Here is a 15,350-nt window from a genome sequence, read left to right on the forward strand (position 1 = left end):
TAGAAGCCTAGCCTGCATTAATCCAAGTGAATTACTTCTGGCTGTATCACAAGTAATCCCATCTCAAACCATAACCAGAGCAATTATTAGTACTTCCAGTCAGGAAAAACGACGACGAAAACTGAACTCTCACATAATTGTAGCTTTAGTAATCGCTATGAATTTTTGGTCTGGTGATTCAATAGTAGATGTGTTCAAAAATCTCATTCATGGCTTAAGTTATTTACAAATACCTTTCTTGATACGCTGGAAAATACCAGTAAGTTCATCAATTACAGAAGCTCGTCAAAGGACAGGAGCGGCGGTAATGACTCGGTTATTTGAAATGGTAGCCAAGCCAAAAGCCACAGTATTAACACCTGGTGCTTTTTTGGGAGGATTAAGAATCATGGCGATGGATGGAACAGTTTTTGATGTTCCCGAAACAGAAACAAACGCAAGAGTATTTGGCTATCCTGGTTCTCGCCCTGGTACATATCCGGCTTTTCCCAAAGCTAGATTAGTATTTTTAGTGGAAGCAGGTACTCATTTAATTGTAGATGCATTCTGTTCCCCCTATCGCATTGGAGAGAGAAGAAGTGCTTTAAAACTCCTACGCAGTATTAACTCTAGTATGTTATTGATGTGGGACAGAGGATTACATTCTTTCAAAATGGTCAATGCAGTCATTAAACAAAAAGGTCATTTCCTTGGTCGTGTCCCAGCCCATGTAAAATTTGAAGTAGTTGAAATATTCAAAGATGGCTCTTATCAATCATGGATTGCACCAGATGGAGAGTCGAAAAAAAAGGGTGTGACCCGAATTTCTGTCCGCATAATTGAATATGTTATTGAAGAGAATGGTACAGAAAAGACTTACCGTTTGATTACTGATTTAATGGATATTTCCAACTTTCCGGCTTTGCTATTAGCATCAGAATATCATCAAAGATGGGAGGCTGAGAATACTTTAGATGAATTAAAGGTACATCTAAATGGTCGAAAAATCCCCATCCGTTCTAAGAATCCTCGTGAAGTAGTCCAAGAAATTTATGGTTGGTTGTTAGGGCATTATTGCCTACGTTGTTTAATGTTTCAAAGTGCAGCCTTGAAAAATATTTCTCCATTAAGATTAAGTTTTACTGGTAGTTTACGAGTTCTTCGACGTGCCATCCCTGAATTTCAACGTCAGATAAATAATCAATTGGATATTAACATATATTATAGCTGGTTAATTTCCGAAATATTAGATTTAGAAATCCCTTTACCACAACACAGAAGTAATCCGAGAGTAGTCAAGAAAGCACGTTCAAAGTTTAAGAGTAAAAAGCGAAGTCACAGAAGTAATGGTACTCTCCGACAACAACTATCTTTTCAAATTCTGAGAAAGGCAAGTTAAATCTGTCAATTTGTTCGATACACTAAATTGTTCATCATCAATTTATAGTTCAATAGTTTAAAGATATTCTAAGCAATTGACAATTAAGTTTTTTGAGAGTGCCTTTAGGTATAGACAAACTCTTTAGCTAATTTTGTTCTCGTAGTCAACACGCGAACTAATTCTCCTTGACTCCACCACCTATTTCCCCTTAACCGAACAGTATTGGGTGGACTTGTACGATAGCCTCAAAGAGAAAAAGTAGTCGAATTATCTCATTTTGTTCTCGTAACTAATACGCGAACAAATTTTTCTTTGTTTTACCCTTCATTTTCCTTAACCGAGCAGTATTGCCTTAGCTCCTTGTTGCTTTCCCGGCTTTTTTAGAGCAAATCCCTTGCTTTTGGGTTTTTCGCTTTCTTCTGAAACTTGCTTAGGGACTTGCTTCGATTCTGTTTGAGATGCTTCCGACTCTGTTTGTTGTTCTTCCTGTAACGTTAATTTCTCTTTGCTTCTGAATTGATCTGATCATGGGGGTAACGAACTATTGCTTGAGTTTTGCTCTAATTTTTCTAGTTGTTGGACTGCTAGTTGATGAAGATTTCCCGCAACTTCCACCAATTTCTCTTTGTCCAGAGATTGGAAGTAGTCTCGGTTCATTTGTGCTAGGTCTTCTTTACTCAGTCGATTCATTCACCCTTGGCTTCAATTGCACAATTATTTTTTACATTATCATACGATACTCTCCCCTACTTTTACCTACACTGCAAACTCTTGCGGATGGGGGGAGAGTGAAAAACTACGTTTTCCGCGCTCAAAGATATTAAAACTGCGACATTTGTCATGAAGCTATTTGAGAAAATTCCCGGTACATCAAAGCTTGGAGTCAACGAAAGGACTATCCGTGAATTCTTGAGCGATAAACATGGTAGCCATATCATTCCACGTTCTCAAGGTGGCTCAAATGGTGCTGATAACATTGTATGGGAAATAGGTATTGATAATCTCCGTCGCAAAGCCGAAGTTATGACTGTTGGAGAGCAGTTTTATATTCGGGTTTACAATGCAGTAGATTCTATTACAGCAGATTGCAGGTAGATAGAGTACACTAAATGCTAGTGCATCAATCGGTACTATGAAAGCTTACTCCATCGACTTTCGAGAAAAAATAATTAACGCTTACTCTCAAGGCGATACATCAATTAGAAAAATAGCTTATAGGTTCGATGTCAGTAAGGCTTTTGTACAAAGGTTACTTTTACTCAAAAAAACTCAAGGTCATGTAAAACCACAAAAACAAGGCGGAGGAATGAAGAGTGATTTGGATAAACATAAAATTGAGCTAGCTCAAATGGTAGAAAAATATCCAGATGCAACTTTATCTGAATATTGTGAATATTGGGGACAAGCTTACGATAAATGGGTAAGTACTAGTGCTATGTGCCGCGCATTGCAAAGACAAAATTTGACACAAAAAAAAAGACGCTACGTAGTAGCCAATGTGCTACGGAAAGAGTCCAAAAGCTCAGGTGTGAATTTTGGGAAAAAGTGAAAGCCATAGACCCAGAAAACTTGATTTTCATTGATGAGATGGGTGTAATACTTAAGTTTAACACGAACTCATGCTCGCAGCCCCTATGGTCAAAGAGTGTATGATTTAAAACCATTTTATCGCGGTGCAAAAGTAACGGTTATTGGAGCCATCAGCTTCAAAAAAGTTTTAGCTGTGATGACGATGAATGGCTCAATGGATGGAAATGCAAATGAAAGTGTTTATCCAAAAATGTTTGCTCCCTCAATTATGGGCGGGTGCTGTAGTTGTTATGGATAATGTGCCATCTCACAAAGTAGCTTCAATTGAACCATTGATTCAATCAATGGGTGCCAGTGTTCTTAATATGTCACCGTATTCTCCTGATTTTAATCCGATTGAACTTTGGTGGTCACAACTTAAAGCTTTTTTACGTCAATTCTCTCCAACTACAACAAAAATGGTTGATATTCTGATTGCGATCGCTCTTGATTTGATTAATCCGAAACATTTAAAAAACTGGTTTACAGACTGTTGCTATTGTACTTCATGAACCTGCAATCCGCTGTATCTGCAATTCTGGAACAATTGCTAGGCTGGGGATCACTGCTACAGGAACCGCTATCCTCACACAAGTTATAGTCACAGCGATTTCATATTCATTGGATCTTTATCGGGGCGACATTACTGTAGAAGAGTATAAAAACTTAGTTTTAGAAGCCGCAAAGGCAGCAGGCATTGCGACACCAATTGTTTTTCTGATCTTAGTGGCTGTATTAGCGTTAAGTAGGTGGGCGTTAAAAAATACAAATAGATTAATAAATGTAAATTCCTTAAAAGCTTATATTCAAAGCGTTTATGGTGCTTTACATAAGTTTACGTGGTTTGGTTTAATTGTGCCTACCTACTTATTTCCAGAATTTACAGTTATATTGTCAGCACCAGTGGTTGTTGCAGGATTCAATTCATTATTTGGTATAAGCATTGCCATGCCAATTATCCAATCGTTACTCCGTCATGCCCAAGCTGGTGGTTTTGGCGCGGAAACTGCTGAGGCTTACAGAAATGCGCTTGGTGGTTCTACACCTGCTTGAAATCTGCGATTATGAATAGATGCTTTAGAGGAAAAGACAAGTCTAGTTACATTACAGAGGTACGTAATCTTACATTAACTGCTTACCTTTTATCAACTGACATTCAAACTAAAGCAGGTAAGGAAGATTCGCTGTTAAAATACCACCAGTCCGCTAAATTAAACGAGACATACAGCTTATGATTACTCAAATGATGGTTCAACCCTCATTCTGGGTAGATTCTGGAATCAAACTCAGTAAAGTTAGGGACATATATCTGTTTAAATTTACTGAAGAATTGCAGTCTCGACTCGAAGAATTATCTGAGAAAAAGAAAGCTGGACTGCTAACCATAGAAGAAGATGCTGAATTGGCAGGCATATTGGAACTGGATAGAATTTTTACCTTGCTTAATGCCAAAATCATTTCTGAATCATGACAGTTAATGATACGACCAAAAAATTAGTCAGACAAAGAGCAAAATTTCTTTGTGAATACTGTCATTCTTCAGAAGAAGCAAGTGCTGCTCTATTTTCTATTGACCATATTATCCCACAGTCTCTTAAAGGTTCGGATGACCCTGATAACCTAGCGTTAGCTTGTCAGCGTTGTAACGGATATCGCTACAATTTCACTACTGGAATTGATCCAGATACAGGACAAATGCTACCTCTATTTAATCCACGCCAGCAAAAGTGGTCAGACCACTTTATTTGGTCAGCAGATGGTCTAAAAATTATTGGAATTAGTTCTTTAGGACGAGCTACAAGTAATCGTTTAGACCTCAATGATGAACGTCATAATGAAGGGTCTATTGTCAAAGCTCGTCGTCTTTGGCTCAAAGGTGGTTGGCATCCACCCGATGAAGACCCGCGACAAATAAAAGAGTTTTGATTTGCAATTTTCTTAACTTTAGAAGTGTGATTACTCAAGAAAACTAGATAGAGCGTGAAGCTCACACTCTATCTAATTAAACTATTTTTTGAATATCACCATAGGCACGGTAAAATCCGCCATTAGTTAATACATAAACCTCGTCTACGTTGAAACCCGTAGTTTTTCCTCATCTACTTCAAGATGATTTTTCACCCATAGGCGATGCCTGCGGCGGGCTACGCCTACGCTAATTTCAAAGGGGTTGGAATTAATATCTTGTTCCAATACTGTTCGGTTAAGGGGAAATAGGTGGTGGAGTCAAGGAGAATTAGTTCGCGTGTTGACTACGAGAACAAAATTAGCTAAAGAGTTTGTCTATACCTAAAGGCACTCTCAAAAAACTTAATTGTCAATTGCTTAGAATATCTTTAAACTATTGAACTATAAATTGATGATGAACAATTTAGTGTATCGAACAAATTGACAGATTTAACTTGCCTTTCTCAGAATTTGAAAAGATAGTTGTTGTCGGAGAGTACCATTACTTCTGTGACTTCGCTTTTTACTCTTAAACTTTGAACGTGCTTTCTTGACTACTCTCGGATTACTTCTGTGTTGTGGTAAAGGGATTTCTAAATCTAATATTTCGGAAATTAACCAGCTATAATATATGTTAATATCCAATTGATTATTTATCTGACGTTGAAATTCAGGGATGGCACGTCGAAGAACTCGTAAACTACCAGTAAAACTTAATCTTAATGGAGAAATATTTTTCAAGGCTGCACTTTGAAACATTAAACAACGTAGGCAATAATGCCCTAACAACCAACCATAAATTTCTTGGACTACTTCACGAGGATTCTTAGAACGGATGGGGATTTTTCGACCATTTAGATGTACCTTTAATTCATCTAAAGTATTCTCAGCCTCCCATCTTTGATGATATTCTGATGCTAATAGCAAAGCCGGAAAGTTGGAAATATCCATTAAATCAGTAATCAAACGGTAAGTCTTTTCTGTACCATTCTCTTCAATAACATATTCAATTATGCGGACAGAAATTCGGGTCACACCCTTTTTTTTCGACTCTCCATCTGGTGCAATCCATGATTGATAAGAGCCATCTTTGAATATTTCAACTACTTCAAATTTTACATGGGCTGGGACACGACCAAGGAAATGACCTTTTTGTTTAATGACTGCATTGACCATTTTGAAAGAATGTAATCCTCTGTCCCACATCAATAACATACTAGAGTTAATACTGCGTAGGAGTTTTAAAGCACTTCTTCTCTCTCCAATGCGATAGGGGGAACAGAATGCATCTACAATTAAATGAGTACCTGCTTCCACTAAAAATACTAATCTAGCTTTGGGAAAAGCCGGATATGTACCAGGGCGAGAACCAGGATAGCCAAATACTCTTGCGTTTGTTTCTGTTTCGGGAACATCAAAAACTGTTCCATCCATCGCCATGATTCTTAATCCTCCCAAAAAAGCACCAGGTGTTAATACTGTGGCTTTTGGCTTGGCTACCATTTCAAATAACCGAGTCATTACCGCCGCTCCTGTCCTTTGACGAGCTTCTGTAATTGATGAACTTACTGGTATTTTCCAGCGTATCAAGAAAGGTATTTGTAAATAACTTAAGCCATGAATGAGATTTTTGAACACATCTACTATTGAATCACCAGACCAAAAATTCATAGCGATTACTAAAGCTACAATTATGTGAGAGTTCAGTTTTCGTCGTCGTTTTTCCTGACTGGAAGTACTAATAATTGCTCTGGTTATGGTTTGAGATGGGATTACTTGTGATACAGCCAGAAGTAATTCACTTGGATTAATGCAGGCTAGGCTTCTATGATCTCAAAGTTAACAAGTGACATTTCAGTTGTAAAATAGTGTGGGGTAAATTTACCATGTTCTCGTAAATTATACGCGAACACATTCTGCTCTTTCTGCAACTTCCAAGGAGCATTAGTCAATGCCTGCTCCTGACTCGGACATTATTTCTAGGGCTGAACTCCTACAACAAGCGATTGCCACTTTACAACTCTCTATCCAACAAATTCAAGCTTCGGGGGAAGTAGCGCCACCTGGTTGTTGTGTTTTGCGTTACCAAGCACGCGGAAAAAAACAAGCTTATTGGTACTATAAATTACACGCTACCAAACCAATTTTTTCCACAACTCAACCCAACAAATTGAGCAAATATAGGCATTTGGGTAAGGCTGGAAGCCCTGCTCATATTAATGCTGTCCTCTCCGTCGCTAAAAGAACCCAAATCGATCACTTAACTTCATGCATCGACTCTCTTCGTCAAAATTGGGTGGACTTGTACGATAGCCTCAAAGAGAAAAAGTAGTCGAATTATCTCATTTTGTTCTCGTAACTAATACGCGAACAAATTTTTCTTTGTTTTACCCTTCATTTTCCTTAACCGAGCAGTATTGCCGCTCACGGTAGCTATCTTTGATCCGAACTTTTTCTGGGGTTAAGTCAAGTTTGTCTGCCATTGCGATCACTTAATAGATGTAGATGCTGGATTCTTGGCAAAAATAGTTTTTGCCATCTCTAAAAGCCCAGAGACATTAGCTTCCACCGGATTATCCAGAATTTTGAAACCGTTCTTCTCTAATAGCTTCTTAAATCCAGGTAAGAGACAGCCTCCACCTATCGCCCAGATTTCATCCCCCTGATGCTTGGCATCCAATGTGAGATTTACCACTTTCTTCAAGTATTTTTCATACCAATCTTTTAAAGAAGCACTGTATATATCTTTGATATCGATGTCACGGCTGTACTTGGTATGCCCCATTTCCAAACAAAATCGGATTTTGGATGGATCTCCGATTTTTCCGCCATTTAGATGTTTCATCTTTTGGGAGATATCATCGATGAGAACTTCTACACCTATAGGGTAAGCAGTGTGAACTTCTCGCTGACCCCGGTTGTAACGAGAATATAGGGTTGTTCCATTACCAAAGTCTAAAATTGTTAATTTTTTCGGTAGTGGATGCCCAAACAATGCACCCATACCCTCTAGTACAACTTTCAGCACTTCTACTTTTACTTCTGATTGTTTGCCAGCAAGTATTGGCTGATATTCTCCATTGAGTACTTTTTGTAATTCTTCAGCCAGACCAACATCATGTAAGCTGACGACTAATTTTAAGTGCCAAGCTTTACGGTGTGGTAGATGCGCCAATGCACCCAATAAAGTCAATAATGCGTTGTTGACTTTATTTTCATTATTGTCTGTGTTGCGGTCAAAATAATTCCCTGTCCGGTAAGCTGACTCTCCAACTGTGTAAGCAGTACCGTTAAAAACTACACGCCCTGGCACATCTTCCATCTCGGCATTGGTTATATAGCTGGGGACACGAACTACTTCAAACCCTTCGACTAAAAGTTTAAGGCTTCCGTAACCGTTATCGAAACCCGCAGGAAAAATTTTTTGCCAGGTGTGAATGTTTGACATAAATACAAAAGTAATACACTTTGATTTGTGAAAATTATCTGTTGAAGTGATCTGCAAGGGCAAGAGAAAGAAGAATAAAATAACTTCCCCCTTCTTTCCTAATCTCAAGAGCTTATCATAACCCCTTGGGGGCTAAATGGGGTACAAAATGTTGACTAGTCAAATATACCCCATTTAGCACCTATATGTGCCCTATATAGGGGTCAAAAATTCACCAAAGTCTTGAACTAGTGTTGGGGTATATATAGCCCCCATATAACCCCCAATAAGAATTTTTGAAATCTTTTTTATCAACGCAGCAGAAATTAAATTAGATCGTTGTTAACTCTTTGATTTATACTCTACTGTCAAGGTCTAAATTAGCTTTACGCAACGCAAGATGTCTAGCCAAAGCTCTGATACACTTGGAATTTACCTACGAGAAATTGGTCGCATTGATAGGCTATTACCTGAACAAGAAATTTTCTATGCAAGACTTGTAAGGTCTATGCTGGCACTTGAGCAGCAAAAGAATCTTCTTGTGCAACGGCTAAAGCGTTCTCCAAATGGGTCTGAACTCTCTGCCGAGGTGAATAAAACAGAAGCAGAATTAACCCAAATCCTTGAACAAGGGCAACTGGCAAAACATTTAATGATTACTGCCAACCTCCGTTTAGTGGTTGCAGTCGCTAAAAAATATCGTTGGAGTAAGCTGGAATTTTTGGATCTGATTCAAGAGGGAGCAATAGGTTTACAAAAAGCGGTAGAAAAATTTGAGCCGAATCGGGGCTATAAATTTTCTACTTATGCAAAAGGCGTGGATTCGGCAAGCAATTACCAGAGCAGTTGCAGAACAATCCCATACTATTCGCCTACCCCATGACCTGACCAAAAGATTGATGCAAATCAAAAAGGCACACGTTGAACTTTTTCAAACCTTGGGAAGAACACCCACTATTATAGAAATCGCTGAAGCTGTTGATGCATCACCTAAACAAGTTGCCGAATGCCTAAACGCATTTCGTCCGCTAGTTTCTTTAGAGCTAGGAATTGGAGAGGAGCAAGAAAACCAACTGCAAGAGATATTACCCGACGAAAGAATCTCCGCACAAGAGTATGTTGCTCTAGAATGTCTCCGATCAGATTTACAGGATTTATTAGCTACCTTGAAACCAAATCAACGCCAAGTCTTAATGTTACAGTTTGGGTTGTCGGGCGAGGACAAGTTGACAGCAAAACAGGTTGCACAAAAACTTAATCTCAGCCATTCCAAGGTACGCTCTGCTCATGGACAAGGTATCAAAGCTTTACGACGTGAGCAAGACAAAATTAAAGATTATTTGGCCAGTTAAAAACTGTTTATGTCCAAGGAGAAGGAATCACTGTTGCTGAAACCACTTCTCCCGCACTTAGTCAAATTGTAAGTATCAGATATAGCCCTTTCAAGGTGGTGAACTTTAGAATGATAATTGGTTATTTCAACCATCAAAAAGCCCAAAATCTGAGCGGAGGATTGAAGAGGGTAGCACTTAAACAACGTATCTTCGTTGGCTACCCTGAAAGGATCAGTATCAGATTTTGTCTACTGTGGTATAGCAGTTATTGAACTAAAGCTCTTAATTGACAAGCTTTTCAGTTTTCATGCATATACCTTTTCCGATAGACAAAAAGAAATCAAACTTATTTAATTTTCAGTACTCTCCTCTTGTTCTTCTAAAATAATTTTTATTTGATTAAGCAATTTCTCCAAAGCTTTCTTTTTCTTCGGATTATCCCAAACTTTAGATGAAGCCAGTTGTTTACTTAATTCTTTATATTGATATTTAAGTAATGGGGGATTATCATTACCTTCCTCTTTACTCTGAATATTCCGTACTAATTGTTGAATTTCAACTAGTGATAAATTATTATCTATTGCTTGACTAAGTAATTGTTTCCGATCTTCGTCAATTTTGAGTTTTGCAATCGCTCTGGCTTTTGTATATTCAATTTTACCTTGAGATAAAGCTTGCTGAATTTCATCAGGCAGGTTTAATAGAGGCAAGCGATTTGTTCGGAATGATTCAGGGGACAGTTTGCCAAACGCCATAAAGACACCCTCAACTATTGCAACCTCATCTGAGCGGATAACGTTATCCGCCTTTTTTCGATTAGCTTTCTCCATACGATTGAGCAGGCTTACGACCTCATCCTGCGACATCTTCAACCGTAAAACAAGTAATTCTAAAATCCCGATAGTTTCTTCGTATGCATTTAAATCTTCACGCTGTAAGTTTTCAATTAATCTAACCTGTTTTACGGTAGCATCATCCATTTCCTTGATGACAACAGGTACTTCTTCTAAATCAGCCATTCCTGCTGCGATGAGGCGGCGTTCCCCTGCAATAAGTTCATAGTCCCCATTTCCTAAAGGACGCACTAGCAAGGGTTCAAGTATTCCTACCACTTTTATTGACTGCGTGAGTTCCTCTAACTTCTTACGCTCAAAATAGCGTCGCGGTTGGGTTGGGTCTAACCTAATTCGCTCTGGTTTGATGCTAGTAGCTTGATTTTTAGGTGTAGTTAGTTCAGAATCACCATCGCTAAATATTAAATCAAGAGGATTAGCGTGTTTAAGCTTTGCACTATATACTACGTCTTTTTTAGTCACTTTTACACTTTTAGTTTTTCTAAATCTTTAACAATCTTATTCATAACTTTAAGTGCTGCATGATTTTTATCATACACAGCCAATGGAATCCGACGTTCCGAAGCATCGGCAAATGCAATTGATTTTGGGATAGCAGGATATATTGTTGCTATTTGCGAAAGCTGATCTTGTATAGCGTTAACAGTACGAGTTTCCTGTGCTGTACGGCTATCAAGCATTGTAGGGATAAATCCAGCAATTTCTAAGTTTTTATTGAGTTTTTTACGAACTCGCCCAACAGTATCAAGTAAAAGATCAGTGCCAAGAAAAGATTTAAATTGGCATTGAATAGGCACAACTAGATGTGTAGCCGCAGTTAAGCTGAGGATACTGAGAATGCCCAAAGAAGGCGGGCAGTCAATTAAGATAAAGTCGTATTCATCTTTAATAGGTGCTAGAGCTTCTTTGAGACGATATTCTCTTGCATCAGCAGTAGGTAAGAGAAGTTCAGCTGCACTAAGGGTGATATTTGTGGGAGCCAACTTCATCCCATGAATACTTTCTGGATAGATAAATAGCGGTTCTTCATCAATAATGGCGTTGTAGAGTGTTTTTTCTAAACTTTCTGGGTCTACTCCCATAAAATTCGTTAGGCTTGCCTGTGGGTCCATATCAACAAGTAGGACATGGTTTTGATTAGAAGCTAGATGATAACCGAGGTTTTGGGTAAGAGTAGTCTTAGCAACGCCCCCTGATTGGTTAAATAACGCAATGATAATAGTTTTGCTCACGAGTGTAAATTGTAATTTTAAATATTTCCCCTTAATACGGCAAATTGTAGCTCTGGTTCAGGGAGAACACAACTATTGAGTTATGCCAAGATTGTGTCTTTCCAATCAAATCAGCGACCAAAGGTATGATCTGGTTGTAGAAAAATTTTTGACAGCAGAAACAGAATTCAGGAGTTATTTTTCTTCGTTAGGATACCAACCTGCCGGAATGACTTCAAAATTCCAAACATCTTTGAAGACGTATATGCGTCCGATCATTTCTGATGGGGAAAGCAAATTTTTGTCGCCTTCCTTCCAATCTTTTTTATCAACTGTTCCCATGACTACATAGTTATTACCTACAATTTGAGGATTTGTTTGGACAAAAGTAGCAGCCATCAATGGCTCAATTTCCTGTTTTTTAGCAATAATTAAGTCGCAGCTTGGGCAATATTTACACTGTTTATTTAGTAAAAATAGCTGTTTAGGTTCAATGTGGATTACCAAAGGGAACCAATACAATACTGCTCGGTTAAGGAAAATGAAGGGTAAAACAAAGAAAAATTTGTTCGCGTATTAGTTACGAGAACAAAATGAGATAATTCGACTACTTTTTCTCTTTGAGGCTATCGTACAAGTCCACCCAATTTTGACGAAGAGAGTCGATGCATGAAGTTAAGTGATCGATTTGGGTTCTTTTAGCGACGGAGAGGACAGCATTAATATGAGCAGGGCTTCCAGCCTTACCCAAATGCCTATATTTGCTCAATTTGTTGGGTTGAGTTGTGGAAAAAATTGGTTTGGTAGCGTGTAATTTATAGTACCAATAAGCTTGTTTTTTTCCGCGTGCTTGGTAACGCAAAACACAACAACCAGGTGGCGCTACTTCCCCCGAAGCTTGAATTTGTTGGATAGAGAGTTGTAAAGTGGCAATCGCTTGTTGTAGGAGTTCAGCCCTAGAAATAATGTCCGAGTCAGGAGCAGGCATTGACTAATGCTCCTTGGAAGTTGCAGAAAGAGCAGAATGTGTTCGCGTATAATTTACGAGAACATGGTAAATTTACCCCACACTATTTTACAACTGAAATGTCACTTGTTAACTTTGAGATCATAGAAGCCTAGCCTGCATTAATCCAAGTGAATTACTTCTGGCTGTATCACAAGTAATCCCATCTCAAACCATAACCAGAGCAATTATTAGTACTTCCAGTCAGGAAAAACGACGACGAAAACTGAACTCTCACATAATTGTAGCTTTAGTAATCGCTATGAATTTTTGGTCTGGTGATTCAATAGTAGATGTGTTCAAAAATCTCATTCATGGCTTAAGTTATTTACAAATACCTTTCTTGATACGCTGGAAAATACCAGTAAGTTCATCAATTACAGAAGCTCGTCAAAGGACAGGAGCGGCGGTAATGACTCGGTTATTTGAAATGGTAGCCAAGCCAAAAGCCACAGTATTAACACCTGGTGCTTTTTTGGGAGGATTAAGAATCATGGCGATGGATGGAACAGTTTTTGATGTTCCCGAAACAGAAACAAACGCAAGAGTATTTGGCTATCCTGGTTCTCGCCCTGGTACATATCCGGCTTTTCCCAAAGCTAGATTAGTATTTTTAGTGGAAGCAGGTACTCATTTAATTGTAGATGCATTCTGTTCCCCCTATCGCATTGGAGAGAGAAGAAGTGCTTTAAAACTCCTACGCAGTATTAACTCTAGTATGTTATTGATGTGGGACAGAGGATTACATTCTTTCAAAATGGTCAATGCAGTCATTAAACAAAAAGGTCATTTCCTTGGTCGTGTCCCAGCCCATGTAAAATTTGAAGTAGTTGAAATATTCAAAGATGGCTCTTATCAATCATGGATTGCACCAGATGGAGAGTCGAAAAAAAAGGGTGTGACCCGAATTTCTGTCCGCATAATTGAATATGTTATTGAAGAGAATGGTACAGAAAAGACTTACCGTTTGATTACTGATTTAATGGATATTTCCAACTTTCCGGCTTTGCTATTAGCATCAGAATATCATCAAAGATGGGAGGCTGAGAATACTTTAGATGAATTAAAGGTACATCTAAATGGTCGAAAAATCCCCATCCGTTCTAAGAATCCTCGTGAAGTAGTCCAAGAAATTTATGGTTGGTTGTTAGGGCATTATTGCCTACGTTGTTTAATGTTTCAAAGTGCAGCCTTGAAAAATATTTCTCCATTAAGATTAAGTTTTACTGGTAGTTTACGAGTTCTTCGACGTGCCATCCCTGAATTTCAACGTCAGATAAATAATCAATTGGATATTAACATATATTATAGCTGGTTAATTTCCGAAATATTAGATTTAGAAATCCCTTTACCACAACACAGAAGTAATCCGAGAGTAGTCAAGAAAGCACGTTCAAAGTTTAAGAGTAAAAAGCGAAGTCACAGAAGTAATGGTACTCTCCGACAACAACTATCTTTTCAAATTCTGAGAAAGGCAAGTTAAATCTGTCAATTTGTTCGATACACTAAATTGTTCATCATCAATTTATAGTTCAATAGTTTAAAGATATTCTAAGCAATTGACAATTAAGTTTTTTGAGAGTGCCTTTAGGTATAGACAAACTCTTTAGCTAATTTTGTTCTCGTAGTCAACACGCGAACTAATTCTCCTTGACTCCACCACCTATTTCCCCTTAACCGAACAGTATTGGATAAGGGATAATACAAGGAATGTGAATTTCTGGCAGAGCCATTGCTAAGGTCAGACTACGCTTTTGTAACAAAGGCGTAGTCTATAGCGAAAATAAATTAGTCGATGTCAAGCGAGCGCTGAAGACATTGTGGACATTGGCAACGTCTGCCATAGGCATCACACTTATCCTAATATTTTTTCAATTTCTTTTAGGATCTCAGCTAAAAAAGGAGCATCTGATTTAGCGATATTATCCTCACTCCCATCATGTTTATAATGAGGAAAAGTAGTCAGATTTAATTTTCGGTGATGTTCAGTATTGTCATAGCGAAAAATTAGATTATTCTCTGAATTCATATATTGATAACTATACATTTTTCTATCTAGGGATATTTCAACATAAACAAATTCCCTAAAATGCAGCAAGGAGTTATCTTTAAATTCGAGTTTGGCTCTGATAAAACCTTCATATATTCCTCTTTTTTCAGTTTTTACATGGAATAATTTAACTATTTCTGAGGATTCAATTAAAAGCTGAATTTGCTGAAAATAATCTTCAATCAACAAAATCAATCTCCTCTAGGGATTCTTTTGTTTGTTGTAAATGAGCCAACATTCGAGCTTCTCCAATCCACTCATCAAAGTCAAAACTATGAGATAATTCATCATTATTAAACTGAGTGATAAATTCCTCAGTTGATAATTTATATTTGGTTTCAAATTCCTGAATCCGTTCTTCTGTTCTTTTGATTCCTGCTGTCACACTCTGTAATCTTTCTGACAACGCACTTTGAATAATGCGTCTGAGTGAATCTGGATCTTTTGACCGGAGTTTGAGTTCAGCCATTATTTTTCCTCTCCTGCTACTGTTGAATTCACAAAATAGTCCTTGAATGAGCAGTTGTTATTGTATATGGAAATGGAAAATAATTTGTGAGCAATGGCACTTTTTCGATTCCACAAGTTAGTC

The 15,350-nt window shown here is 38.0% G+C and carries 20 protein-coding genes; 11 read left to right on the top strand and 9 right to left on the bottom strand.

The window, feature by feature from the left end; all coding sequences use genetic code 11:
• The first annotated feature begins 70 nt into the window (after nt 1–70).
• Nucleotides 71–1,378, top strand: a complete 1,308-nt coding sequence (locus NLP_RS12365) for an IS4 family transposase (protein WP_442946664.1) — start codon at nt 71–73, stop codon at nt 1,376–1,378.
• A gap of 507 nt (nt 1,379–1,885) precedes the next feature.
• On the opposite strand, the gene NLP_RS34120 is transcribed toward NLP_RS12365, so the two are convergent.
• Nucleotides 1,886–2,050: a hypothetical protein gene (locus NLP_RS34120; RefSeq protein WP_199784809.1), complete on the bottom strand. Its 165-nt coding sequence runs from the start codon at nt 2,048–2,050 to the stop codon at nt 1,886–1,888.
• Nucleotides 2,051–2,200: 150 nt separating this feature from the next.
• Here NLP_RS34120 and NLP_RS12370 point away from each other — a divergent pair, with 150 nt between their 5' ends.
• From NLP_RS12370 to NLP_RS12395, 6 genes are all read left to right on the top strand, one after another.
• Nucleotides 2,201–2,455 carry a hypothetical protein gene (locus NLP_RS12370; RefSeq protein ID WP_234017293.1) on the top strand — a complete coding sequence of 85 codons (255 nt, stop codon included), beginning with the start codon at nt 2,201–2,203 and terminating at the stop codon, nt 2,453–2,455.
• 37 nt (nt 2,456–2,492) lie between these two features.
• Nucleotides 2,493–2,909, top strand: a complete 417-nt coding sequence (locus NLP_RS12375; RefSeq protein WP_104906667.1) for a helix-turn-helix domain-containing protein — start codon at nt 2,493–2,495, stop codon at nt 2,907–2,909.
• A gap of 187 nt (nt 2,910–3,096) precedes the next feature.
• Nucleotides 3,097–3,441: a transposase gene (locus tag NLP_RS12380; RefSeq protein WP_104906668.1), complete on the top strand. Its 345-nt coding sequence runs from the start codon at nt 3,097–3,099 to the stop codon at nt 3,439–3,441.
• A gap of 109 nt (nt 3,442–3,550) precedes the next feature.
• On the top strand, nt 3,551–3,982 hold the full coding sequence (locus NLP_RS12385) for a hypothetical protein (RefSeq protein WP_234017294.1): 432 nt from the start codon (nt 3,551–3,553) through the stop codon (nt 3,980–3,982).
• A 178-nt stretch (nt 3,983–4,160) separates the two neighbouring features.
• Entirely contained in the window at nt 4,161–4,400 is a 240-nt protein-coding gene (locus NLP_RS12390; protein WP_104906669.1) for a hypothetical protein, read from the top strand.
• Nucleotides 4,397–4,855, top strand: a complete 459-nt coding sequence (locus NLP_RS12395; RefSeq protein ID WP_104906670.1) for an HNH endonuclease — start codon at nt 4,397–4,399, stop codon at nt 4,853–4,855. Before NLP_RS12390 ends, NLP_RS12395 begins: the two co-directional genes overlap by 4 nt.
• Nucleotides 4,856–5,326: 471 nt before the next feature.
• Here the strand turns inward: NLP_RS12395 and NLP_RS12400 are convergent, their stop codons facing one another.
• Complete coding sequence (locus tag NLP_RS12400) at nt 5,327–6,634, bottom strand: IS4 family transposase (RefSeq protein ID WP_442946664.1); 1,308 nt, start codon at nt 6,632–6,634, stop codon at nt 5,327–5,329.
• 193 nt (nt 6,635–6,827) lie between these two features.
• On the opposite strand from NLP_RS12400, the gene NLP_RS12405 reads away from it, so the two are divergent.
• Nucleotides 6,828–7,208, top strand: a complete 381-nt coding sequence (locus NLP_RS12405; protein WP_104906665.1) for a hypothetical protein — start codon at nt 6,828–6,830, stop codon at nt 7,206–7,208.
• Between the two features lie 156 nt (nt 7,209–7,364).
• Here NLP_RS12405 and NLP_RS12410 read toward each other — a convergent pair whose 3' ends face one another.
• Nucleotides 7,365–8,324, bottom strand: coding sequence for a ParM/StbA family protein (locus NLP_RS12410; protein WP_104906671.1), 960 nt, complete (start codon nt 8,322–8,324; stop codon nt 7,365–7,367).
• Nucleotides 8,325–8,703: 379 nt separating this feature from the next.
• Between NLP_RS12410 and NLP_RS35780 the strand changes: the two genes are divergently transcribed.
• Together NLP_RS35780 and NLP_RS35785 are read left to right on the top strand one after the other, a co-directional pair.
• Entirely contained in the window at nt 8,704–9,186 is a 483-nt protein-coding gene (locus tag NLP_RS35780) for a sigma factor (RefSeq protein ID WP_313890060.1), read from the top strand.
• Nucleotides 9,110–9,655, top strand: a complete 546-nt coding sequence (locus tag NLP_RS35785) for a sigma-70 domain-containing protein (RefSeq protein ID WP_306297106.1) — start codon at nt 9,110–9,112, stop codon at nt 9,653–9,655. The genes NLP_RS35780 and NLP_RS35785 overlap by 77 nt, the downstream gene beginning before the upstream one ends.
• A gap of 332 nt (nt 9,656–9,987) precedes the next feature.
• Here NLP_RS35785 and NLP_RS12420 read toward each other — a convergent pair whose 3' ends face one another.
• The 4 genes from NLP_RS12420 to NLP_RS12435 form a co-directional block, all read right to left on the bottom strand.
• Nucleotides 9,988–10,953: a ParB/RepB/Spo0J family partition protein gene (locus NLP_RS12420; RefSeq protein ID WP_104906672.1), complete on the bottom strand. Its 966-nt coding sequence runs from the start codon at nt 10,951–10,953 to the stop codon at nt 9,988–9,990.
• A 2-nt stretch (nt 10,954–10,955) separates the two neighbouring features.
• On the bottom strand, nt 10,956–11,723 hold the full coding sequence (locus tag NLP_RS12425; protein WP_104906673.1) for a ParA family protein: 768 nt from the start codon (nt 11,721–11,723) through the stop codon (nt 10,956–10,958).
• 174 nt (nt 11,724–11,897) lie between these two features.
• A complete protein-coding gene (locus NLP_RS12430; protein WP_234017295.1) occupies nt 11,898–12,224 on the bottom strand; it encodes a hypothetical protein in 327 nt (108 codons plus the stop codon).
• A gap of 85 nt (nt 12,225–12,309) precedes the next feature.
• Nucleotides 12,310–12,690, bottom strand: coding sequence for a hypothetical protein (locus NLP_RS12435; RefSeq protein ID WP_104906665.1), 381 nt, complete (start codon nt 12,688–12,690; stop codon nt 12,310–12,312).
• A 193-nt stretch (nt 12,691–12,883) separates the two neighbouring features.
• On the opposite strand from NLP_RS12435, the gene NLP_RS12440 reads away from it, so the two are divergent.
• On the top strand, nt 12,884–14,191 hold the full coding sequence (locus tag NLP_RS12440) for an IS4 family transposase (RefSeq protein WP_442946664.1): 1,308 nt from the start codon (nt 12,884–12,886) through the stop codon (nt 14,189–14,191).
• 372 nt (nt 14,192–14,563) lie between these two features.
• Here NLP_RS12440 and NLP_RS12445 read toward each other — a convergent pair whose 3' ends face one another.
• Both NLP_RS12445 and NLP_RS12450 read right to left on the bottom strand, forming a co-directional pair.
• Nucleotides 14,564–14,947 (bottom strand): toxin-antitoxin system TumE family protein, encoded by a 384-nt coding sequence (locus tag NLP_RS12445; RefSeq protein ID WP_104906674.1) that lies wholly within the window; start codon nt 14,945–14,947, stop codon nt 14,564–14,566.
• Nucleotides 14,937–15,227, bottom strand: coding sequence for a hypothetical protein (locus NLP_RS12450; RefSeq protein WP_199784810.1), 291 nt, complete (start codon nt 15,225–15,227; stop codon nt 14,937–14,939). The genes NLP_RS12445 and NLP_RS12450 overlap by 11 nt, the downstream gene beginning before the upstream one ends.
• Between the last annotated feature and the right edge of the window lie 123 nt (nt 15,228–15,350).

The sequence above is a fragment of the Nostoc sp. 'Lobaria pulmonaria (5183) cyanobiont' genome (assembly GCF_002949795.1).
Lineage (GTDB): Bacteria > Cyanobacteriota > Cyanobacteriia > Cyanobacteriales > Nostocaceae > Nostoc.